The sequence below is a fragment of the Streptomyces sp. 3N207 genome, from assembly GCF_052246355.1.
In the GTDB taxonomy this organism is placed as follows: Bacteria; Actinomycetota; Actinomycetes; order Streptomycetales; family Streptomycetaceae; genus Streptomyces.
The window spans coordinates 51867-74119 of the sequence record NZ_JBQQBV010000019.1; the positions used below are offsets into that span (position 1 = coordinate 51867).

Consider the following 22253-nt stretch of genomic DNA (forward strand, 5'->3'; position numbering starts at 1 on the left):
GTCTCATGAGTCTGGACCGGGAAGAGCTGCTGAGCACCGCCGCCGATGTGCTGACGCGGCGGCCGACCTCCTCGATGGACGACATCGCCAGGGCCGCCGGCATCAGCCGTGCCACGCTGCACCGGCACTTCGCCGGCCGCGAGGCGCTCGTCCGGGCGCTGGAACAGCTCGGTCTCCGCCGCCTCGACGCGGCGCTGGACGCGGCCCGGCTGGAGGAGGGCGACGCCGCCGAGGCGGTACGGCGCGTCATCGCCCGGACCGAGCCGCTCGCCAGCTTCCTCGGCTTTCTGGTCACCGAGAACCAGCTCTTCGAGCCCGGCGAGCAGCACGAGGGCTGGACCAGGATCGACGAGCGGATCAGCGCCCTGTTCCAGCGCGGACAGCAAGAGGGCACCTTCCGCATCGACCTGTCCCCGGCCTGGCTCACCGAAGCCCTCTACGCGCTGATCACGGCGTCGGCCTGGGCGGTCCAGGACGGCAGGGTCGCGGCCCGCGACTCGGTACGGATGACCGCCGAGCTGCTGCTCGGCGGCGTACGACGGAACAGTTCGAAATGAGCAGCAGAACCGTATGCCCCGGCCCCGAGGTGCGGCCCGGGGCCGACCCCTCCCGGCTGCGCTGGGTCGCCCTCGCGGTGCTGGTACTGGCCGTACTGCTGGTCGGTATCGACGTCACCGTCCTCGGCCTGGCCGCGCCCTTCCTCAGCGAGGACCTGCGCCCCTCCAGCACCCAACTGCTGTGGATCGGCGACGTCTACTCGTTCGTCATCGCCGGGCTGCTGGTCTCCATGGGCAGCCTCGGCGACCGGATCGGGCGCAAGAAGCTGCTGCTCACCGGCTCGGTGGCGTTCGGCGCCCTCTCGGTGCTGACCGCCTATGCGCACAGCGCCGAGGCGATGATCCTGTGGCGGGCACTGATGGGCGTGGCGGGCGCCACCCTGATGCCCGCCACTCTCGCGCTGATCCGCAACATCTTCCCGGACCCGCGGGAGCGCAGCCTGGCCGTGGGCATCTGGGGCGCGATGACGGCCGCCGGCACCGCCATAGGTCCCGTGGTCGGCGGCTTCCTGCTGGAGCACTTCTGGTGGGGCTCCGTCTTCCTGATCAACCTCCCCGTGATGGCCGTACTGGTGCTGGTCGGCAGCAAGCTGCTGCCGGAATCCAGAAACCCGGCGCCGGGACCGTGGGACCTGCCGAGCGTGGGACTGTCGATGGTGGGCATCATCGCGCTCGTCTACGCCGTCAAGGAGGCTGCCGCTTACGGCTTCCGCTGGGACGCCGTGCTGGCCGGCGCCGTCGGACTCGCGGCGCTGTACGCGTTCGTACGCCGCCAACTGCGGCTGCCGGCGCCGCTGCTGGACATGCGGCTGTTCGCCCATCGCGGCTTCAGCGGTGCCGTCCTCGCCGACCTGCTGACCATCCTCGGCCTGTCCGGACTGGTCTTCTTCCTCTCCCAGTTCCTCCAGATGGTGCAGGCACGTACCCCGTTCCAGGCCGGGCTCGCCGAACTGCCCGCCGCCATCGGTTCGATCGTCGCCGGGCTGTTCGCGGGGTGGGTCGCGCGCCGTACGTCCGTGCGGGGCGCCGTCTCCGGGGGGCTCACCGCCGTGGGGCTGGCGCTGGGCGCCTGCCTGTGGCTTCAGGCGACGACGAGCTATCTGCTGCTGGGCGGCGTGCTTCTGGTCGTCGGCGCAGGCGCGGGGCTGGCGTTCACGGTGACCGCCGATGTGATCCTCTCGACGGTGCCGAAGGAGCAGGCCGGCGCGGCCTCGGCGGTCTCGGAGACCGCCTACGAACTGGGCGCCGCGCTCGGCATCGCCCTGCTGGGCTCGGTGGTGACGGGCGTCTACCGCTCCTTCGCCACCCCATCGGGTGTCCCGGAAGGCGCCGCGGAGCGCGCCCGGCAGTCGCTGGGCGAGGCGGTGCGGACGGCAGACACATTGCCGCCCGCGCAGGGAGGGGAACTGCTGGCTGCCGCCCGCGACAGCTTCACGGAGGGCCTGCGGTACGGCGCCACCGCCGGTGCCGTAGTCCTGCTGGCCGCTGCGGTCTTGGCCTGGCGGCTGTTGCGGGGGCAGCGGTTGGGGGACTGACGCCTGTGGGCGAAGGTCAGGCCGCCTTCGCCTTCGTCGCGTAGACGTCCACGTACTCCTGACCCGACAGGCGCATCACATCGCTCATGACCTCGTCGGTCACCGCGCGGAGCACATAGCGGTCGCGGTCCATGCCCTCGTACCGGGAGAAGTCGAGCGGCTCGCCGAACCGGACCGTGATCCGACGCCCGCCGCCGATCCGCGGGAGGCCCTTGCCGCCCGGCTGTACCTCGTCCGTACCGATCATCGCGAACGGCACCACCGGTGCGCCCGTCATCAGGGCGAGCCGCGCGATGCCCGTACGGCCGCGGTAGAGCCGGCCGTCGGGGGAGCGGGTGCCCTCGGGGTAGATGGCGAAGACGTTGCCCTCCTCCAGCACCCGGCGGCCGGTCATCAGCGCGGCGACGCCCCCGCGTCCGCCGTCCCGGTCGACGGGGATCATGCCGACCCCGGTGAAGAACCACGCCATCAGCCGGCCCTTGAGGCTCTTGCCGGTGACGTACTCGTCCTTGCCGATGAAGAAGACCTGGCGGGTGGTGACCAGCGGCAGAATCATCGAGTCGATGAACGTGAGGTGGTTGCCGGCCAGGATCACCGGACCGGAGCCCGGGATGCGGTCGGCCCCTTCGACCTTCGGCCGGAACAGCACGCGAAGAAGCGGGCCGAGCACTGCCTTGATCAGCCGGAAACGGGACAACGGACCCTCCGCCTCAGTCGATATGGCCGTGCGCTTGGTCGATGCGCACGGACGCGCAGATGAGGACGATACTCGCCGCTTCGGGTACCCGGCACACCGGGTTGCTTGCACCGTTACGAGGAATTGACGCGGGTTACTTCCGTATTGCTCCGATCCCCGTTGCTCTACCGGCCGGTGTTTCCGCCGTGTTCGCACGCACGTCTCCCCGGCGCCGCCCGGCCGGTCCTACGATCACCCCGACGTGTGGCAGGGGCCGGTCATCGGTGCCACCGGAGCAGAGGAGAGCGCATGGGACAGGAGCAGCAGCCGGGCCGCAGAACCGTGCTCGGGGCGGCGGCCGTGCTGGGCGCGGCGGGTACGGGCGCGGTCGCGCTCGGCGGTGGTACCGCGCAGGCCGCGGCCCGCCCGTCGGCCCGCGCCGACGGGGGCGGACAAGGCCACCGCAGCCTGCCCACTCCGGCCGTCGTCGCGCACCGCGGCGCCAGCGGTTACCGCCCCGAGCACACCCTCGGCTCCTACCAGCTCGCCCTCGACATGGGCGCCGACGTCATCGAGCAGGACCTCGTCCCCACCAAGGACGGCCACCTGGTGTGCCGGCACGAGAACGACATCACCGCCACCACCGATGTGGCCGACCACCCCGAGTTCGCCTCCCGTAAGACCACCAAGACGGTCGACGGCACAAAGCTGACCGGCTGGTTCACCGAGGACTTCACCCTCAAGGAGCTCAAGACGCTCCGGGCCAAGGAGCGCATCCCCAAGCAGCGCCCGCACAACACCCTCTACGACGGCCGCTGGGAGGTGCCCAGCTTCGAAGAGGTCCTGCAATGGGCCGACAAGCAGGGCAGGCGGCGTGGCCGTCCGGTGTGGCTCCACATCGAGACCAAGCACCCCACCTACTTCCGCAAGCTTGGCCTGGGTCTTGAGAAGCCGCTGGCCAAACTGCTGCGCCGGTACGGACGGCATGAGGCGCAGGCGCCCAACTTCCTCCAGTCCTTCGAGCCGAGCAGCATCCAGCAACTGGGCAAGCTGGTGGAATGCCCCCGCGTCGTCCTGCTGTCCGGCCCCACTTCGCGCCCCTGGGACTTCGTGGAGGCGGGAGACCCGCGCACCGTCGCCGATCTGGTCAAGCCCGAGGGGCTGAAGTGGATCGCCGGCTTCGCGCAGGGCATCGGGCCCACCCTCGACCTGATCATCCCCCGCAAGCAGGACGGCTCCCTCGGCGAGGAGACGACCCTGGTGCGGGACGCACACGCGCAGAAGCTCGTGCTGCACCCGTACACCATGCGCAACGAAAACACCTTCCTGCCCGCCGACTTCCGCAAGGGCGACGACCCGAACGCGTACGGCGACGCGTTCGGCGCCTTCAAGCGCTACTTCGAGACGGGCATCGACGGTCTCTTCTCGGACAACTGCGATACGGCGCTGCTGGCCGCGGCCGACTTCCGCGCCGACCACTGAGCGGTCCCACCCGTACGAGTGGTGCGCCGCCCGCCCCCGCAACCGGGGGCGGGCGGCGCGCGTGCAGCGGCGTATGACCGAACCCTCCCTGATGGAGCCGGGCCTGGGGGCGCTGCTGGACGCCGAGTGCGCCGCCGAGGCCACGGCGCACGCCGGTGCGGACGCCGAGGATCTGCGCCAGGGTGTCTGGCTGCGCTGGCTGGAGCACCTGCGCGACTCCGGGCCGCCCGCCGAGCCCGCCGCGTGGCTGGCCGCCGCTGTACGTGCCGAGGCCCGTGCGGCGGTCGGCGGGCGGCGGCGCGAGGTGCCGCGGGGTGCCGAGCCCGTGCTCCGCGTACCCCGGCAGCGGCGGATCACCGCGGCCGACGGCACCGGCGATCCGGCCAGCGACACCGAGGCCCCGCTGCTGGCCGCCGAGCGGCGCCGCGAACTCGTCGCGGCCATCGGCAGGCTGTCGGGGCGCTGCCCCGCCGTACTGCGGGCGCTGCTGTCCCGTGAAGAGCCCACATACCCCCAAATCGCACATGAGTTGGGAATCTCACAGGGCGCGCTGGGCCCGCTACGTTCCCGCTGTCTGGAATGCCTGCGCAGAATGCTCGCGGCAAAGGTTCCACCACCCGGAACAACGGGAAGGGTGCGAGAGGCAACCGGCGTCACCAGGGCAGACTGCACGGACACGGCACCCTCACTTTCCCGTGCCCGTGCGCACACAACTTGGGGAGGCATGCGCACATGGGCATGAGCGTGACCATCTCTGCGGCGGACGAGCGAGACGCCGAACAGATACTGAAATTGCAGTACCTCTGCTTCCAGAGCGAGGCGGAGCTGTACGGCGACTACCGCATCGAGCCGCTCGTCCAGACGCTGGACGAACTCCGGACCGAACTGGCCGAGGGCTGCATGGTGGTGGCCCGGCTGGGCGAGGAGGTCGTCGGCACCGTGCGCGGCAAGGTCGATGCCGAGGGCACGGCGCGGATCGGCCGGCTGTGTGTGCACCCCCGCCTCCAGGGGCACGGACTGGGCGGGCGGCTGCTCGCCGCCGTCGAGGCCCTCCTCGCCGAGAAGTTCGCACCCAAGCGCTACCACCTGGTGACCGGCAGCCGCAGCGAGGGCAATCTCCGGCTCTACCGGCGGATGGGGTACACCCCCGTGGGCACCGAACGCGACCGCCGGGTGACCCTCGTTGCGCTGGCCAAGGACGCGACGGAGTACGCCACCAGCGCGTAGCGCTTCGCTACGCCCCCGCGCCCCCGATGTTGCGGCTCCGCAGCCACAAAAGGCCCGTCACCGGCAGGGCTACCGGGATGAAGAGGTAGCCCATTCCGTAGTCGGACCAGACGGTGGCGTCCGGGAAGGCGGAGGGTTCCGCCAAAGTCCAGGTGCCCACGGAGAGGACGCCGAGGAGTTCCAGCGCGCAGCAGGTGAGGGCGGCTTTGCGGGCGCCCTCACCGCCGCGGACGAGGGAGAGCGTGATGAACGCGTACACCACTGCGGCGACCGCCGAGAGGATGTAGGCCAGCGGCGCCTCGTGGAAGCGGGTGGACAGCTGGACGACGGAGCGCGAGGCGGCGCCCACCGTGAAGATGCCGTACAGCGTGACCAGCAGCTTGCCGGGGCCCGTGTTGATGCCCGCGCGGCGGGGCGCGGGAACGGTCTTCGAGGGCGTCTGTTCAGCCACCCGCGCCGCCTCCCCAGATGTCGTGGAGCCGCACCTGGAGGACCGCCAGTACGACGGCGCCCGCCACCACCGTCAGCGAGCCCCACTTGGTGCGCTCCGTGAGCGAGATCAGACCCACCACGGGCACGCACGCGACGACGCCGACCAGGTAGGAGAAGAAGATCACCGAGCCGTCCGCCGCGGTCTGACCGCGGGCCACCTGCACGATGCCGACCCCCAGCTGCGCCAGCGCGAGCAGGGTCACCACGGCCATGCCGGCGAAGTGCCAGTCCTTGGTGGGCTGGTCGCGGTAGGCCGCCCAGCCGCACCACGCGGCCAGCATGAGCGCGGCCACGGCGAGCGTGACGGTGAGCGGGGTGAGCATGTGAAGGAGTCTAGAAGGGCGCCCGGGCCCGCCGACGCGCGCCCCCGGGCGCCTGCGTACGCTGCTCGGCATGAAGTTCGAAGCCCCCGTGACCTTGCTGTTCGACAACGACGGCACCCTGCTCTCGTCCATGGACTCCGTGCTCCGCTGCTGGACGAGGTGGGCGCGGGAGTACGGGATCAGCGCGGAGGACTTCGCCGCGGTCGAGCTGCACGGGCGGCCGGCCGTGGACATCGTCGGCGATCTGCTGCCCGCCGCGCAGATCCCCGAGGCACTGGCCCGGATCGAGCGGCTGGAGGTCGAGGACGTGCCGAACGGAGGCGTCGTTCCGCTGCCCGGCACCGCCGAGCTGCTGGCCTCGCTGCCGGAGGGGAGCTGGGCCGTGGTCACCTCGGCCACTCGTGAGCTGGCCGAGGCCCGGCTGGGTGCCGTGGGCATCGAGGCGCCGCTGGTCATCGCCGCGGATGACATCACCCGCGGCAAGCCCGCCCCGGAGCCCTATCTGCTGGCGGCCGGGAAGCTCGGCGCCGACCCGGCACGGTGCGTGGTCTTCGAGGACGCCCCCGCCGGGCTGGAGTCGGGCCGCAGGGCCGGCATGCGGACCGTGGGCTTGGCCACAACACACCCGCGCGGACAGCTGCGCGCCGATGTGGTCGTGGAGCACCTCGGTTCGGTGACGGCGCAGGTCACAGCCTCGGGTGTGACGGTCGTCGCAGAGGACTGAGCGATCCGCGGCACGCCGGGCTGCTGTCCATATTCCCGTCCACGATGCGGACAGAGACCTCGGTGCCGTCCGCCCCGTCTGGTTTACTGAGCCCCATGAACACGACGAGCTGCCGCACGCTTGCGACCGAGGCGACCTGTACGCCCGGTGCTCGTTGTATGCCTATGCGCGCCTGGCCGTCGTGGACCGCCCGGCGAATGTGTGCCCGCTGAGGGCCCCTGCCTGAGCTGACCGAGGCGACTCGCGCCCCGAAGCGAGTCACGAGCCCGCGCACCGAGCCACGCGGGCAGAGCAGCCCCCGCCATCACCGCTGAGCCCCGCCCGGGGCTCCGGGCCGGAGTCCCCCAGCCACCGCTGGGAGGTCCTCCCCCAGGGGGCGCAACCACCCACGCGCACCGCGAACACCGCAGCCGTGGGCGCATTCTGCCCGCACCGTCCCGGACCGCGCCGCGCCCCTCGACGGCACCGTAAGCGCTCATCCCACCGACACCACGGATGTTTCTGTGATCACGACAACGGACCTCACAAAGGTCTACCGCACGCGGGACCGCGAGGTCACCGCACTGGACGGGGTCGATCTCCACGTCAGCGAAGGCGAGGTCTTCGGCGTCGTCGGCCAGAGCGGCGCCGGGAAATCCTCGCTCATCCGCTGCGTCAACCTCCTCGAACGCCCCACCTCAGGCACCGTCACCGTCGACGGCCAGGAGCTCACGGCGCTCGCCGGGAGCGGCAAGCGCGCGGGCAAGGAGCTGCGCGCGGCACGCGGCCGGATCGGCATGGTCTTCCAGCACTTCAACCTGCTGTCCTCGCGCTCGGTGCTCGGCAACGTCGAGCTGCCGCTGGAGATCCTCGGCCACAGCGGACAGGAGCGCACCCGCAAGGCGCGCGAGCTGCTCGACCTGGTCGGCCTCGCCGACAAGGCCAAGGCACACCCCGCGCAGCTCTCCGGCGGCCAGAAGCAGCGGGTCGGCATCGCGCGGGCGCTGGCCGGCGACCCCAAGGTGCTGCTCTCCGACGAGGCGACCTCCGCGCTCGACCCGGAGACCACCCGCTCCGTCCTCCAGCTGCTCCGCGACCTCAAGGAGCAACTGGGCCTCACCGTGCTGCTGATCACGCACGAGATGGACGTCGTCAAGGCCGTCTGCGACTCCGCGGCGCTGATGAAGGACGGCCGTATCACCGAATCCGGCACCGTCCCCGAGCTGCTGGCCACGCCCGGCTCCGAGCTGGCCCGCGAGCTCTTCCCGGTCGGCGGGGTGCCCTCGGCGCCCGGCCGTACGGTCGTGGACATCACCTTCCACGGGGCGACGACCACCGAGCCGGTGATCTCCAAGCTGTCGCGGACCTACGAAGTCGACATCTCCATCCTCGGCGCCGCCATGGACACCGTCGCGGGCAAGCAGGTCGGCCGGATGCGCATCGAGCTGCCCGGCAGCTTCGAGGACAACGTCGTGCCGATCGGCTTCCTGCGCGAACAGGGCCTGACCGTCGATGTCGCCGCCGTCGCGGAGGACAGCAAGGCCGTCGCGGAGGACGACAAGAACGCCGACGCCGACGCCGACGCCGGCGACAGCGCCGAGGGCCTCGCCAAGGAGGGTGCCAAGTGACCTGGTCCGAGATACAGCCGCTGCTGTTCCAGGGATTCTGGGACACCCTCTACATGGTCGGCTGGTCCGCGCTCATCGCGCTGGTCGGCGGTCTGCCGCTCGGCGTGCTGCTCGTCCTCACCGACAAGGGCGGGATGCTGCAGAACGCGCCCGTCAACAAGGTCGTCGGCGCGGTCGTGAACATCGGCAGGTCACTGCCGTTCATCATCCTGCTGATCGCGCTGATCCCCTTCACCCGCTTCGTCGTCGGCCAGTCCGTCGGCTCCACCGCGGCCATCGTGCCGCTGGCCATCGGCGCGATCCCGTTCTTCGCGCGGCTGGTGGAGACCGCCGTCCGGGAGGTCGACCGAGGGCTGGTCGAGGCCGTGCAGGCGATGGGCGGCGGCACCCCCACCGTCGTCTTCAAGGCGCTGCTCCCGCAGGCGCTGCCGTCCCTGGTGGCGGGGCTGACGACGACCGTGATCGTGCTGATCGGGTACTCGGCGATGGCCGGCACCGTCGGCGGTGGCGGCCTCGGCTCGGTGGCCGTGCAGTACGGCTACCAGCGCTTCGAGACCAGCGTCATGATCGCCACGGTGGTCGCGCTCATCGTGATCGTCACCGCCGTACAGATCATCGGCGACGCCGTCGTACGGCTGCTGGCCGCGGGTCGGGGCGGCGCGGGCAGCGGCGACGGAGGCGCCGGCGAACGGCTCGCGCGGCTGGGCCGCGGCCGTACCGTCGGGGTGGCCGCCGCCGTCGTCGTCCCGCTGGCACTCATCGGCTACGGCATCGGCCAGGGCGGCGAGGACAAGCAGACCCTCAAGATCGCCGCCTCGCCCACCCCGCACGCCGAGATCCTGGAGTACGTCGAGAAGCACCTCGCCGAAAAGGAGGGGCTCAAGCTCGACATCCGTAAGTTCAACGACTACGTGGTGCCCAACACCGCCACCGAGAGCGGCGAGGTCGACGCCAACTTCTTCCAGCACAAGCCCTACCTCGACGACTTCAACAAGAAGCAGAACACCCACATCAGGCCGGTCGTCAACGTCGAACTGGAGCCGCTGGGTCTTTACTCCAAGAAGGAGAAGAGCCTCAAGGGCATCGGGTCCGGCGACACCGTCGCCGTCCCCAACGACAGCACCAACGAGGGCCGCTCCCTGCACCTGTTGGCCAAGCACGGCCTCATCGAGCTGAAGCCGGGCGCCGGGCAGGAGGCCACCCTCGGCGACATCGCCGACACCAAGGGTCTGAAGTTCAAGGAGCTGGAGGCCGCGGCGGTCCCGCGTGCGCTCGATGATGTGGACGCCGCCGTCATCAACGGCAACTACGCCGTCGACGCCGACCTCAACCCGGCCAAGGACGCCCTGGTCGCGGAGCAGGCGAAGGGCAACCCGTACGCCAACTTCCTCGCCGTCAAGGACGGGAAGCAGCACGACCCGCGGATCGAGAAGCTGGCCAAGCTGCTCAACTCCGAGCAGGTCAAGAAGTTCATCGAGAAGAAGTACCAGGGGGCCATCGAACCGGTCTTCGGGTCTGTGGGATCGTGAACCTTCCGGCCTGACGACGAAAGTCTCGTGTCGACAAGTCTCCGGCACGGCTCCGGGGCCCCCCGGTGGGAGGGCCCCGGCGCCGTACTTCCGGTACCGATGCTGCATGCTGTGCACCCGACGACGTGGAGGAGCGGCGCTTGACTTCTCTCCCCGCACAAGCAGGGGGTTCGACCCTCGCGGGCCGCGCTTTCTGCCACACCGCCGACAGCCCACCCGGACGAACGGCGCGGGACGGCGCACCGCCCACCGGCTCTGCGTAGGCTCCGCAGACGTCACTTCCCGCCGGCCCGGCGGCAGGCCCGGTCGGCTTCCTGGTGGGTGAAAGGTCTCCCCTAACCTGCTCGGCAGAAGTCCGCTTCTTCCCCCGCCGTGAGGCAGGGGTATCCACGGAGGATTCCCGATGACCTCGACCTTCCCGGACATCTCGATCAGCACGGACCGGCTCGTGTTGCGCCCGTTCGAGGAAGCGGACGTTCCCGCGCTCACCGAGATGATGGCGGACGACCAGATCACCGCCTGGATGGCGGCGCCCGTGCCGTTCACCGAGGCCGAGGCCCGGAACTTCGTCACCCGTCGCGCCCCCGCCCGGCGCACCTTGGGTGACGGCATCGTGTTCGCCGTCACCGAACTGCTCACCCAGCGCCTCGTCGGCCTGGTCGAACTGCGCGACACCGACTGGCGGGTGCTCTCGGCCCACGCCGCCTACGCCACCGCCTCCTGGGCCCGCGGCGAGGGATACGCCTCCGAGTCGCTGGCGGCCGTCGCCCAATGGCTCTTCCAGGATCAGAAGTTCGAACGCCTGGAGATCCGCACCGCGGCCGACAACACCGCAGCGCAGCAGGTCGCCCAGAAGCTCGGCTGCATCAGCGAGGGAGTGCTGCGCAACGCCTGGATAGCGCGCACCCGCACCGAGAACTGGGGCTCCACCCGGCCGGAGGCCCAGGGCGGCTGGGCGGAGATCCGCACCGACCTCATCGTCTGGAGCCTGCTCCCCGAAGACCTCGACGGCGCCTTCGACCAGTTCGCCGAGACCGGCGACTACGCGCACTACCCCAGCTGGCCCCAGCGCCACTGACCGCAGCGGGCCCCAGCGCCACTGACCGCAGCCGACCCCGGCACCACTGATCCCGGCCGCCCGTGCGCCACCGACCGCCGCACGCGCCGGGCGCAGGATGCACGGACGGCCGCGCACGGCAGCACACGGAGGCTGCCCCCGGCCGCACAGGGGGTACGCTCAGTGGGCCCGACCTGCGATGACCACAGACCAGCCAGGAGACACCCACCATGGCCGACCGCGTCACCGTGATCGGGTGGGACGGTTCGCCGCTGACCGACGCCGCCCGCTCGGCACTCGCAGCGGCCACCCTCGTCGCCGGAGCCGCGCACCATCTGGCTCTGCCCGAGGTCCCGCCACGCGCCGAACGTATCCGGCTCGGCAGCACCTCCCTCGCAGCGCGCCGTATCGCGCGCCACCGTGGCTCGGCCGTCGTCCTCGCTGACGGCGACCCCGGCTTCTTCGGCGTCGTACGGACCCTGCGCGCCCCCGAGCACGGCCTGGAGGTCGAGGTCGTGCCCGCCGTCTCCTCGGTCGCCGCCGCCTTCGCCCGTGCCGGGATGCCCTGGGACGACGCCCAGCTCGTCGTCGCCAACAGCCGCACCCTGCGCCGGGCCGTCAACGTCTGCCGCGCCCACAACAAGGTCGCCGTACTCACCTCGCCCGGCGCCGGGCCCGCCGAACTCGCCCTGCTGCTGACCGGAGTCCACCGCACCTTCGTGATCTGCGAGGAGTTGGGCACCGAGCGCGAGCAGGTCACCGTCCTCACCTCGGACAAGGTCGCCGACCACACCTGGCGCGACCCCAACGTCGTCATCGTCGTCGGCGGTACGGGAGCCGGCGCCGACCGGGGCGCCACCCAGGGCCGCGCGTGGCTCGCGGGCCATGAGGTCGGCTACCCGTCCGCTGTCCGCGGCTGGGCCCTGCCCGCGGTCGAGTACACGGGAGTGCCGGTGGAGGGGAAGGCGGGCGCGCCCCGGGCCGGTGAGTCGGTACAGCTGCGCGCCGCCCAACTCGCCTGGCTGGGGCCCCGGATCGGTGACCTCGTCTGGGACATCGGCGCAGGCAGCGGCGCCCTCGCGGTGGAGTGCGTGCGGCTGGGCGCCGCCGCCATCGCGGTCGACCGCGACGCCGACGCGTGTGCCCGGATCTACGCCGCGGCCCGGCGCTTCGGCGTCCAGTTGGAGACCGTGCACGGCGTCGCGCCGCACATCCTGGAGGACCTTCCCGAGCCCGATGTGGTGCGGGTCGGAGGCGGGGGAGCGGTCACCGTCACCGCCGTCGCCGACCGTCGCCCCACGCGTATCGTCACGCACGCCACCACCAGGGATGAGGCAGAGGCGGTCGGAAGGGCGCTCGGGGAGCGGGGTTACGCCGTCGAGTGCGCCCTGCTTCAGTCGGTGGAGCTGGAGACGGCCGAGTGGACGGAGACCGAACGCTCCGTCGTCTTCCTGCTGTCCGCTGCCCGCACCTGAACCTCTGTGACATGACAGTGAACCTCTGTGACGTGCTGCGTGACGAACCCCGACGAAGTGCGCTTTCTCTCCCACCCATGGCCGGTGGTGTCAGTAGCGACGGGTAGGCTGATGGACTGTTGTGCCACCGTTCGGTGTTGACGGTTCGTCCGTCATTGTCCGAATGGTGTAGGCGGAGGCACGTGCCGCAGAGAGTGCGTGCTCGTTCTTCATCTACGGGGTGCGGCGGTCCGTCCGCCGGGTTGGAAGGAGCACTAGCGATGGGCGAGGGGAACGCATGACTGACACCGGTCAGATCCCGGGCGAGGGGCTGCCGGAGAACGCAGGCGGGCAGCAGCCGGAGGGACAGCCGGGCGTTCCGGCCTCCGGCACCTACACCTTCGCCGACCCGGCCGGCGGCGTCGGTGACATCCAGAACGTCCAGAACGCAGCCCAGGCAACCTCCGCCCACGCCCCGAACGGCCACCACGACGCGCAAGGCCCTCACCTCGCGCAAGGCCCTCACGGCGCACCAAGTCACCACGAACCGCACGAGGAAGAGGACCTGCTGCTGATGCCCTCGGCGCAGGGCGCCTGGAACGAGCAGTCGGCGCCCGGCCCGGGACAGCCGATGCCGCAGCCACAGCCCCAACCCCAGCCGCAATCCCACCCTCAACCCCAGCCGCAGCCGGAAGCCTCCTACGGGTACGAGTACGACCAGCACGGGCAGCCGCAACCCGCCGCCGGTCAGCAGCCGCCGCAGGACGGCCAGTTGATGCCCGAGACGCCGTACGGGCCGGAAGGCACCCACGCGCCGGGCGACGCATACGGGGTCAACGGGTATGCGCAGCACGGATACGGGGCGCAGGAGGCCGCGTACGTCCAGCAGGCGCAGGGCGACCCGCAGCCGACCGCGCAGGCTGCCCAGCCGGAGCAGCCGCAGCCCGACGCCGGTCCGGCTCCGGCTCCGCAGCCCGACGCCGGTCCCGATTCCGCTCCGCAGCCGGACGCGGTGGCCGCGGGCGCCCCGGAGCCGCATGAGACGGACGGCCGGGACTCCGGTTCCATCGACGTGAGCGCTGTACGCACGCCCCAACAGCCGCACGGAGCGCCCGCCTCCACGCAGGGCACCGTACCCGGCAACGGTGCGCGCCGCCCGCTGCACCTCGGGCCGCCGGTGCCCGAGCAGTCCGGCACCGTACGCCCGCTCTCCGAGCGGGCTGCCACGCAGTCGGCCCCCGCGACTCCGCAGGCCGCGCCCGTGCAGGGCGCGTCGGCTGGTCGCGCGGCCGGAGCAGCGCCGCAGTCTGCCGTACCGTCGGACGGGCGGCTTCCCGCGGAGCAGCCCCAGGGTGCAGCACCGGCCGAACAGCAGCCCGTCACCGGTCCCCAACCGACAGCTCCTGCTGTCATGGACTCGCAGACCGCGGGACCGGCAACTCCGGGACAACAGATCGCCGGTCCGCAGCCCGCGCAGACCGAAGCTCCGGCGCAGCAGTCCGAGGTGCAGCCGCAGCCGCAGCCCGACCCCGAGCAGCAGGCGCCCGCACCGGCTGTCGAGGAGCCGCTGCCCGGCCCGCAGCTCGGTCAGCTCCCACCGGACGCCTGGACCGGTCAGCTCGGCCCCGCGCCGGCCGAACCTGCCGTCTCCGCCGAGCAGACTGTCCCCGCCGAGCAGTCCGTCCCCGCCGAGCAGCCTGCTCCCGCTGATGCCGCCCCCGCCGCGTACGTGCCCATGCCCGAGGACGGGCAGGCAGGTGGCGAACCACAGCCCTCTCCCGAAACCCCCGGCAACGCTGCGGAGGCCGTTCCGGCCGAGGGCGGCCAGGCTCCCGACGAGGCGCCGACGACGGGCGGACCGATCGAGGTCTCCGCGACCGGCGAGGCAGTTCCTCAGCAGGCGTCCACACCCGCACCGGAGAACCCCGTCAACGACGCCGTGCCCGGCCCTCGCCAGGAGGCGCAGACAGGAGCGCTGCCCACCGTTCCGGTCCAGGGCGGCGAATCCCGGCCCGAGCAGGGCGCCGAAGCCCCGCCCCAGTCGGTGGCACCGCCGATAAACCAGGACGCGGAGCAGCAGCACGGCACCCAGCCGGACAGCCCGGTGATCCCCGGACAGCCGACAGCCCCTGACTCTCCTGACTCCCCGGGCACCTCGTCCGAGGCGCAGCCCGGCACCGCCGAAGCGGCACCGGCAGACGCATCGGACAGCCCGGAACCGGAAGCAGCTGCTCCGACGAGCGCCACCCCGACCGACTCGGTGACCATGGAGCTGACCGGTGTGGCGGAAGCACCCGAGGCGGCCCCGCAGGACCCCCCGACGCCCCAGGGCCCGGACGCACCCGACGCCGCGACCGCTGAAGACCCGTCCCCCGCCGATACGGAGGCCGCCCCCGCCGAGCCGGCCATGCCGGGCACGGAGTCCGCGGAGGAGACCTCCGCGGAGGAGACCGCTGTCCCGGAGACGTCCGCCGAGGAGACCGCTGTCCCGGAGACCTCCGCCCCCGAAGGCGAAACCGTCGACGCGGTCGCCCCGGAAGCCGAAGCCGCGGCCCCGGCCGAGTCCCCGGCGCCGCAAGACACGGAATCCGCGACGGCCACGGAAGCCGCCGACGGCGAGGCTGTCAACGCTGAGCCGGCCGACGGTGAGGCCGCCGATGGCGAGACGACCGAAGGCCGGGCCGCCGACGTGGAGGCCGACGACGACAACGAGGCCGCCACTACGGAAGCCCCCGACGCCCAGGCCCCGGACAGCCAACCCGCCGCTGCCGAAACGCCGACCGGCGAAGCCGCCGAGGAACCCACCGACACCGAACGCACCAACGCCGAACCCACCGAAGGCGAGTCCGCCAACGCCGAACCCGCCAACGCCGAACCCGCCAACGCCGAACCCGCGGATGTCGAAGACGAGCCCGCCGGCGACGCCGCGACCCCGGCCGACACCCCTGCGGGCGACCCCGCCGCCGGCTACGCCGAGGCGGAGCGGGAAGCCGTACATCGGCTGATGCGGGAGCGACGGGACATCCGCAACGGGTTCCGACGCGACCCGATCCCGCACGAGGTGCTGCTCCGCGTGCTGGAGGCGGCGCACACGGCGCCCAGCGTCGGGCACTCGCAGCCGTGGGACTTCGTGGTGATCCGCTCCGAGGAGACCCGGCGGACCATGCACGAGCTGGCCGAGCGGCAGCGGCAGGCGTACGCCAAGTCGCTGCCCAAGGGCCGGGCGAAGCAGTTCAAGGAAATGAAGATCGAGGCGATCCTCGACACCCCGGTCAACATCGTCGTCACCGCGGACCCGACGCGCGGCGGCCGGCACACCCTCGGCCGTCATACGCAGCCGCAGATGGCGCCGTACTCCTCGGCGCTCGCGGTGGAGAATCTGTGGCTCGCCGCGCGGGCCGAAGGGCTGGGAGTGGGCTGGGTCAGCTTCTTCGACGAGCGGGAGCTGGTCCGCACGCTGGAGCTGCCCGAGCACCTGGAGGTCGTCGCCTATCTGTGCGTCGGCTACGTCGACGAGTTCCCGGACGAGCCCGAGCTGATGCAGGCGGGCTGGTCCAAGCGGCGCCCGCTCTCGTGGGTCGTCCACGAGGAGTCCTACGGGCGCCGTGCGCTGCCGGGCGCGGAGCCGACCGGCATGCTGGCCGAGACGCTGGGCACCATCCGCCCGCTGGACGCGAAGGCGCTCGGCGAGGCATGGGAGCGGCAGAAGCGGATGACGAAGCCGTCCGGGGCACTCGGCATGCTGGAGATCATCTCCGCGCAGCTGTGCGGGCTTTCCCGCAAGTGTCCGCCGCCGGTGCCCGAGCCGGCCGCCGTCGCGGTGTTCGCCGGGGACCACGGGGTGCATGCGCAGGGTGTCACGCCCTGGCCCCAGGAGGTCACCGCGCAGATGGTGGCCAACTTCCTGGGCGGCGGCGCCGTCTGCAACGCGTTCGCCAACCAGGTGGGTGCCGAGGTGTGCGTCGTCGACGTCGGCGTGGCGGCCGAACTGCCCACCACGCCCGGTCTGCTGCCCCGTAAGGTCCGGGCCGGTACCGCGGACATGACCGCCGGTCCGGCGCTGACCCGCGAGGAGGTCGAACGAGCCCTGGAGGTGGGCATCGAGACCGCCCGCGATCTCGTCGCGGCAGGCAACAAGGCGCTGCTCACCGGTGAGATGGGCATCGCCAACACCACGGCGTCCGCTGCGCTGATCGCCGCCTGCACGGGCGCCGACCCCGCCGAGGTCACCGGCCGCGGCACCGGCATCAACGACGAGACCCACGCCCGCAAGGTCGAGGTCGTACGCCGCGCGCTGGAGCTCCACCAGCCCGATCCGGCCGACCCCCTGGGCATGCTCTCCGCCTTCGGCGGGCTGGAGCACGCCGCGATGGTCGGGCTGATCCTCGGCGGCGCCTCGCTGCGTACGCCCGTCATCCTCGACGGGGTCAGCGCCGGAGCCGCCGCGCTGGTGGCCCGCGCCGTGGCGCCCGAGGCGCTCGCCGCGTGCATCGCCGGTCACCGCAGCGCGGAGCCCGGCCATGTCGCGGCACTCACCAAGCTGGGGCTGCGGCCGCTGGTCGATCTCGATCTGCGGCTGGGCGAGGGCACGGGCGCGCTGCTGGCGCTCCCGATGGTGCAGAGCGCGGCCCGCGCGATGCATGAGGTGGCGACGTTCGACGCGGCGGGCGTCACCGAGAAGGGCTGACGCGAAGCCTCGACGCGGCGGCGTCCCCGGCCCCCTTGTTCCGGGGACCGGGGACGCCCCCGTCTGTCCTGTCCCCCTCCCGCTGCCCCTGCCGTGACCTGCGAGACAGCACCGTTCGCCGGTCCCGCATAGGCTGTCCCTCACCGTCCCCCGGCCGCTCCACCGCCGCAGCGGCATCGTCGTCGGCTCGGTATCGAGCCGGCTCGCCCTCCCGAGAAGGATGCCGTCCCAGATGTCGGAAACCTCCGCCACTCCCGCCTACCCCGTAGGACTCCGCCTGGCCGGACGCCGCGTCGTGCTGGTCGGCGGCGGCACCGTGGCGCAGCGCCGCCTCCCGGCGCTGCTGGCGGCGGGCGCCGATGTCACGGTCATCGCCCCCGAGGTCACGCCCTCCGTCGAGGCGATGGTGACCAGCGGCGAGATCACCTGGGAGCGCCGCGACTGGCGGGACGGCGACCTCGCCGACGCCTGGTACGCGCTGGCAGCCACCGACGACCCCGGTGTCAACGCCGCCGTCGTCGCCGAGGCCGAGTCCCGCCGTGTGTGGTGCGTACGGACGGATGACGCGGACCAGGGCACCGCGTGGACCCCGGCGACCGGACGCAGCGACGGCATCACCGTCGCCGTCCTCACCAGTGGGGTGCACGGCGCCGCGGGCCGCGATCCCCGCCGCTCGGCCGCCATCCGGGACGCCATCGTCGCCCGCCTCGGCGACGGCACGCTGGGCGCGGAACAGCGCGCACCGCGCACACCGGGCGTCGCCCTCGTCGGCGGGGGACCCGGCGACCCGGACCTGATCACGGTGCGCGGCCGCCGGCTGCTGGCCCAGGCCGATGTGGTGGTCGCCGACCGGCTCGGCCCCCGCGACCTGCTGGACGAACTCCCGCCGCACGTCGAGGTCATCGACGCGGCCAAGATCCCCTATGGGCGCGCAATGGCGCAGGAGGCCATCAACGCCGTACTGGTCGAGCACGCCAAGGCCGGCCGGTCCGTCGTACGCCTCAAGGGAGGCGACCCGTTCGTCTTCGGCCGCGGCATGGAGGAGGCCGAACAGCTCGCGGCCGAGGGCATCCAGGTGACCGTCGTGCCGGGCATCTCCAGCTCGATCAGCGTGCCCGGCGCCGTCGGCATCCCCGTCACACACCGGGGCGTGGCCCACGAGTTCACCGTCGTCAGCGGCCATGTCGCCCCCGACGACCCGCGCTCGCTGGTGGACTGGTCGGCGCTCGCCAGGCTGCGCGGCACCCTCGTACTGCTGATGGCCGTGGAGAACCTCGGCGCCATCGCCGCCGCGCTCCGCGCGCACGGACGCGCCGACGACACCCCCGTCGCCATCGTCCAGGAAGGCACCATGGCGACCGAGCGCCGCGTCGACGCCACGCTGGCGACGGCCGCGGAGCGCGCCGCCGCCGAGGAAGTCCGACCCCCGGCCGTCATTGTGATCGGCGACGTGGTCTCGGTGGGTACCCGCGGCGAGGCGGCCCCCCAGTAGGCCCTTCCGGTGAGGGGCTGCCCCTGTGCGATCCTTGCGGGCTGCGGGTGAGCTGTGGCTGGTCGCGCAGTTCCCCGCGCTCCTTCGGGGCGCAGCCCATGCGGGGGCACGGACGTGTACGCGGCAGTAACGGAGCATTGGCACTTCGAGCGGGACAGGGCAGTATCGGCCTGTGGCTACAGCATCCTCCAACGGCACACCCGGCGATCCACCGGACGGCAGGCTCGTCACCGTCGACGACCCCGACGACCCCCGGCTCAGCGACTACACGGGCCTGACCGACGTCGAGCTACGCCGTAAGCGCGAGCCCGCCGAGGGCCTGTTCATCGCCGAGGGCGAGAAGGTGATCCGCCGTGCGCGGCACGCCGGATACGAGATGCGCTCGATGCTGCTGTCCGCAAAGTGGATCGACGTCATGCGGGACGTCATCGACGAGGTGCCCGCACCCGTCTACGCCGTCAGCCCGGAACTGGCCGAGCGCGTCACCGGCTACCACGTGCACCGCGGAGCCCTCGCCTCCATGCAGCGCAAGCCCCTCCCGGCGCCGGAGGAACTGCTGGCCACGGCCCGCCGCGTCGTGATCATGGAGTCGGTGAACGACCACACCAACATCGGCGCCATCTTCCGCAGCGCCGCCGCGCTGGGCATGGACGCCGTACTGCTCTCGCCCGACTGCGCCGACCCGCTCTACCGCCGCTCGGTCAAGGTCTCGATGGGCGCCGTCTTCGCCGTGCCCTACGCCCGGCTGGAGAGCTGGCCGCGCGGCCTGGAGACGGTACGCGATGCGGGGTTCCCGCTGCTCGCACTCACCCCCGACGAGAAGGCTGTCCCCATCGACACCGTCGCCGCGGGCGGCGCCGAACGCACGGCGCTGATGCTCGGCGCCGAGGGCGAGGGCCTGACCGCCCGCGCCCTGCGCGCCGCCGACGAATGGGTCCGCATCCCCATGGCCCACGGCGTCGACTCCCTCAACGTCGGCGCCGCCGCGGCCGTCGCCTTCTACGCGGTGACCCGCTGACCTGACGCGGTACCCGGCCCGGCCACCCGCCTTCGGCTACGGCACCTGCTCCGAGACGCTGCCGAGCCCCCGGGTGGGGCCCTCGCAGCCCTGTGCCGCCGCGATGCCCAGGGCAACCAGCAGGGTGACCGTCACGAAGACGATGAGGCGTTGCCGCAGCAGCCGTCGTCTGCGGGCGGCGGGGCTGAGCCCGCCGGGCCGAGTGCCCCGGGCGGGGCGGCCCTCTCTGCCGGTGGCGGACCTGCCGCTGCCCGTCCGTTCGCCGCCGCCCCGTGGGGGCGGCGGGCTTGCGGGGCGACGCGCCGGGCGCTCCCCGCTTCTGCGGGCGCCGTTGCCGGTCACATGTCCGGCGTCCCGGGAGGGGCGCGACGCACGCGAAGAGCCGGGCGCGGTCGCCCGAGGAGCGCGGGGCGTCGAGGCGCGGGGTGCGCTCGCCGCCCGCTCGCGTTCCCGGCCGGCGCCGTCCCGCTGGGTGCGCTGCTGCACATGGTCCCGCGGGTACCGCTCCCCGGAGGGTGCTTCGTGCCGCCTGCCGGGCACCGGCCTGCCGGATACCGGCCCACCGGTTGCCGGCCGGGCGCCGGCGCCCGGCCAGTCACCCAGCGCGGCGTCCCCGCCGTCGGACAGCCCCCGGGCCTCGCGCGCCGCGATCTCCTTGAGCCGCAGCGACAGCTGCAAGGTGCTGGGCCGGTCCTCCGGCGACTTGACGAGGCAGGCGTGGATCAGCGGCGCCAGCGCGGCGTGCACCCCGTCCAGCTGCGGCTCCTCGTGCACGACGCGGTAGAGCATCACTTCCGAACTGCCCTGCCCGAACGGGGAGTCCGCCGTTGCCGCGTACGCCAGCGTGGCGCCCAGCGCGAACACATCCGTCGCAGGGGTGACGGCCGCGCCCCGTACCTGCTCGGGGGCGAGGAAGCCGGGAGAGCCGACCGCGGTGCCGACGTGTGTCAGTGTGCTCGCGCCCGTCGCCCAGGCGATGCCGAAGTCGATGATGCGCGGGCCCTTGGGGGACAGCAGGATGTTGGACGGCTTCAGATCGCGGTGCACGACGCCTGCCTCGTGCACCGCCACCAGGCCCTCGGCCAGGGCCGCGCCGATCGAGGCGACCTGCGCGGCGGGCAGCGGGCCGCCGTCGTTCACCTTGTCGTGCAGCGAGGGGCCCGGTACGTACTGGGTGGCGAACCAGGGCCGGTCGGCCTCCAGATCGGCCGCCACCAGCCGGGCCGTACATCCGCCCCTGATCCGCCGTGCGGCCGATACCTCACGGGCGAAGCGGGAGCGGAACTCCTGGTCCTCGGCCAGATCCGGCCGGATCACCTTCAGCGCGACCCGCTGGCCGCGCCGGTCCGAACCGAGATAGACCACGCCCATGCCGCCGGCCCCCAGGCGCCGGTGGAGCCTGAACGAGCCGACGACTCGCGGGTCCTCGCGCCGGAGCCGCATCATCGCCATGTCCGTTCCTACCTCCGGTGTCCGGTGGGCGACTGCCCCACCTCCGGCGCCCGGTGGGGGAAGCAGCCCACCGCCGACCGGTCCGTCTGACGACCACAGCTTACGGACTGCTGTGGCAAGGCGACGATAGGCCGCGCACGCGGCGCCGGACGGAATGTCAGAGCCCGCCGCACGACGGGAAGTCCGTTGGGCGCGCCGGTTACGCGCGCCTGTGCGCCCGGGTCCGCCGCCACCAATCAGAGGCAGCAGCACGGAGTTTGACGCCGTAACGGATACCGCCGGATGCAGAGGCCGGAGGCTGGTCGGGTACGCAGGAGAGTGTCCGTCTCCCGTACCCACCGGGCACCGAAGAGGCTCCTGGCCCGAGCGACGGGGACAGCGGCGGAGTGAGAGAACTCACCCCCTCGGGGTGCTCGGCCGACCGAGCGGCGGCACCCCTGGGGGAAGACCCTGGAAAAGCTGATGACGCCTCCACCCTGGGGAGTAGGCGGCCCCGCACCACGTCATCCTGCGGGAGGCCCCCGAGTCGGTACGCGCGCATGACGCCGTCACGCACGCCCGTGCCTAATGTTGTGGTCAAGCGGCGGACGCAGCACTCGTCCCCCGAGGTCAGACGTCCGCCGCCCCAACAACGATCAGGAGCGGACATGGCACACACCGCCGGGCGCACGACGCCCACAGGGAAGGGAAGGCTCGCGGCACTCGCCGATCTCGGCACCCGTCCCGGCAGGCGTCGCCATCCGCTGGTGGCAGCCGCCATGGTGCTGCCACTCGCCCTCCTCCTCGGCCTCGTTTCGGGCTGGGGCCGGATGGTGTTGACACAGGCGTCGTCCGTGGCCGGAATGCTGGGGTCCTGAGCGATCCCAGGCCCGGTGGAGCGGACCGGGTCGGGGACTTCCGGCTTTCAGCCCCGTGGGGACGGGGGTGCGGCGGACGGCACG

Annotated in this window: 18 protein-coding genes and 1 pseudogene; 15 read left to right on the forward strand and 4 right to left on the reverse strand. The window is 72.4% G+C overall.

What is annotated here, in order from left to right:
* Nucleotides 1-5: 5 nt before the first annotated feature.
* Nucleotides 6-557 carry a TetR/AcrR family transcriptional regulator gene (locus ACTWP9_RS26325; RefSeq protein ID WP_443248760.1) on the forward strand — a complete coding sequence of 184 codons (552 nt, stop codon included), beginning with the start codon at nucleotides 6-8 and terminating at the stop codon, nucleotides 555-557.
* Nucleotides 554-2092: an MFS transporter gene (locus ACTWP9_RS26330; protein WP_443248761.1), complete on the forward strand. Its 1539-nt coding sequence runs from the start codon at nucleotides 554-556 to the stop codon at nucleotides 2090-2092. Before ACTWP9_RS26325 ends, ACTWP9_RS26330 begins: the two co-directional genes overlap by 4 nt.
* Nucleotides 2093-2108: 16 nt before the next feature.
* Here ACTWP9_RS26330 and ACTWP9_RS26335 read toward each other — a convergent pair whose 3' ends face one another.
* Complete coding sequence (locus tag ACTWP9_RS26335) at nucleotides 2109-2789, reverse strand: lysophospholipid acyltransferase family protein (protein ID WP_443248762.1); 681 nt, start codon at nucleotides 2787-2789, stop codon at nucleotides 2109-2111.
* A 288-nt stretch (nucleotides 2790-3077) separates the two neighbouring features.
* On the opposite strand from ACTWP9_RS26335, the gene ACTWP9_RS26340 reads away from it, so the two are divergent.
* The 3 genes from ACTWP9_RS26340 (at nucleotide 3078) to ACTWP9_RS26350 (ending at nucleotide 5477) form a co-directional block, all read left to right on the forward strand.
* The gene (locus ACTWP9_RS26340; RefSeq protein ID WP_443248763.1) at nucleotides 3078-4250 is read left to right on the forward strand and encodes a glycerophosphodiester phosphodiesterase; all 1173 of its coding nucleotides are present in this window, start codon (nucleotides 3078-3080) and stop codon (nucleotides 4248-4250) included.
* Between the two features lie 73 nt (nucleotides 4251-4323).
* Nucleotides 4324-4992 (forward strand): sigma-70 family RNA polymerase sigma factor, encoded by a 669-nt coding sequence (locus tag ACTWP9_RS26345; RefSeq protein WP_443248764.1) that lies wholly within the window; start codon nucleotides 4324-4326, stop codon nucleotides 4990-4992.
* Nucleotides 4983-5477, forward strand: a complete 495-nt coding sequence (locus ACTWP9_RS26350) for a GNAT family N-acetyltransferase (protein WP_443248765.1) — start codon at nucleotides 4983-4985, stop codon at nucleotides 5475-5477. Before ACTWP9_RS26345 ends, ACTWP9_RS26350 begins: the two co-directional genes overlap by 10 nt.
* Before the next feature lie 7 nt (nucleotides 5478-5484).
* Here ACTWP9_RS26350 and ACTWP9_RS26355 read toward each other — a convergent pair whose 3' ends face one another.
* Together ACTWP9_RS26355 and ACTWP9_RS26360 are read right to left on the reverse strand one after the other, a co-directional pair.
* The gene (locus ACTWP9_RS26355; protein ID WP_443248766.1) at nucleotides 5485-5928 is read right to left on the reverse strand and encodes a hypothetical protein; all 444 of its coding nucleotides are present in this window, start codon (nucleotides 5926-5928) and stop codon (nucleotides 5485-5487) included.
* The gene (locus ACTWP9_RS26360; RefSeq protein ID WP_443248767.1) at nucleotides 5921-6292 is read right to left on the reverse strand and encodes a hypothetical protein; all 372 of its coding nucleotides are present in this window, start codon (nucleotides 6290-6292) and stop codon (nucleotides 5921-5923) included. The genes ACTWP9_RS26355 and ACTWP9_RS26360 overlap by 8 nt, the downstream gene beginning before the upstream one ends.
* Nucleotides 6293-6362: 70 nt before the next feature.
* Here ACTWP9_RS26360 and ACTWP9_RS26365 point away from each other — a divergent pair, with 70 nt between their 5' ends.
* The 9 genes and pseudogenes from ACTWP9_RS26365 to ACTWP9_RS26405 all read left to right on the forward strand — a co-directional run bounded on the left by ACTWP9_RS26365 (nucleotide 6363) and on the right by ACTWP9_RS26405 (nucleotide 19860).
* Entirely contained in the window at nucleotides 6363-7016 is a 654-nt protein-coding gene (locus ACTWP9_RS26365; protein ID WP_443248768.1) for an HAD family hydrolase, read from the forward strand.
* Nucleotides 7017-7519: 503 nt separating this feature from the next.
* Nucleotides 7520-8623 (forward strand): methionine ABC transporter ATP-binding protein, encoded by a 1104-nt coding sequence (locus ACTWP9_RS26370; RefSeq protein ID WP_443248769.1) that lies wholly within the window; start codon nucleotides 7520-7522, stop codon nucleotides 8621-8623.
* Nucleotides 8620-9267 (forward strand): annotated as a pseudogene (locus ACTWP9_RS26375) (methionine ABC transporter permease); the annotation flags it as partial. The gene ACTWP9_RS26370 and the pseudogene ACTWP9_RS26375, both read left to right, overlap by 4 nt.
* Before the next feature lie 105 nt (nucleotides 9268-9372).
* Nucleotides 9373-10152: a MetQ/NlpA family ABC transporter substrate-binding protein gene (locus ACTWP9_RS26380; protein ID WP_443248855.1), complete on the forward strand. Its 780-nt coding sequence runs from the start codon at nucleotides 9373-9375 to the stop codon at nucleotides 10150-10152.
* 403 nt (nucleotides 10153-10555) lie between these two features.
* On the forward strand, nucleotides 10556-11230 hold the full coding sequence (locus tag ACTWP9_RS26385) for a GNAT family N-acetyltransferase (protein ID WP_443248770.1): 675 nt from the start codon (nucleotides 10556-10558) through the stop codon (nucleotides 11228-11230).
* A gap of 209 nt (nucleotides 11231-11439) precedes the next feature.
* Nucleotides 11440-12684 carry a precorrin-6y C5,15-methyltransferase (decarboxylating) subunit CbiE gene (gene cbiE, locus ACTWP9_RS26390; RefSeq protein ID WP_443248771.1) on the forward strand — a complete coding sequence of 415 codons (1245 nt, stop codon included), beginning with the start codon at nucleotides 11440-11442 and terminating at the stop codon, nucleotides 12682-12684.
* A gap of 277 nt (nucleotides 12685-12961) precedes the next feature.
* Nucleotides 12962-17350: a nicotinate-nucleotide--dimethylbenzimidazole phosphoribosyltransferase gene (cobT, locus tag ACTWP9_RS26395; protein ID WP_443248772.1), complete on the forward strand. Its 4389-nt coding sequence runs from the start codon at nucleotides 12962-12964 to the stop codon at nucleotides 17348-17350.
* A 232-nt stretch (nucleotides 17351-17582) separates the two neighbouring features.
* On the forward strand, nucleotides 17583-18842 hold the full coding sequence (gene cobA / locus ACTWP9_RS26400) for a uroporphyrinogen-III C-methyltransferase (protein ID WP_443248773.1): 1260 nt from the start codon (nucleotides 17583-17585) through the stop codon (nucleotides 18840-18842).
* 172 nt (nucleotides 18843-19014) lie between these two features.
* The gene (locus ACTWP9_RS26405; protein WP_443248774.1) at nucleotides 19015-19860 is read left to right on the forward strand and encodes a TrmH family RNA methyltransferase; all 846 of its coding nucleotides are present in this window, start codon (nucleotides 19015-19017) and stop codon (nucleotides 19858-19860) included.
* A 36-nt stretch (nucleotides 19861-19896) separates the two neighbouring features.
* Here the strand turns inward: ACTWP9_RS26405 and ACTWP9_RS26410 are convergent, their stop codons facing one another.
* Nucleotides 19897-21312, reverse strand: a complete 1416-nt coding sequence (locus ACTWP9_RS26410; RefSeq protein WP_443248775.1) for a protein kinase domain-containing protein — start codon at nucleotides 21310-21312, stop codon at nucleotides 19897-19899.
* 647 nt (nucleotides 21313-21959) lie between these two features.
* On the opposite strand from ACTWP9_RS26410, the gene ACTWP9_RS26415 reads away from it, so the two are divergent.
* Nucleotides 21960-22169, forward strand: coding sequence for a hypothetical protein (locus tag ACTWP9_RS26415; protein ID WP_443248776.1), 210 nt, complete (start codon nucleotides 21960-21962; stop codon nucleotides 22167-22169).
* Nucleotides 22170-22253: the final 84 nt, after the last annotated feature.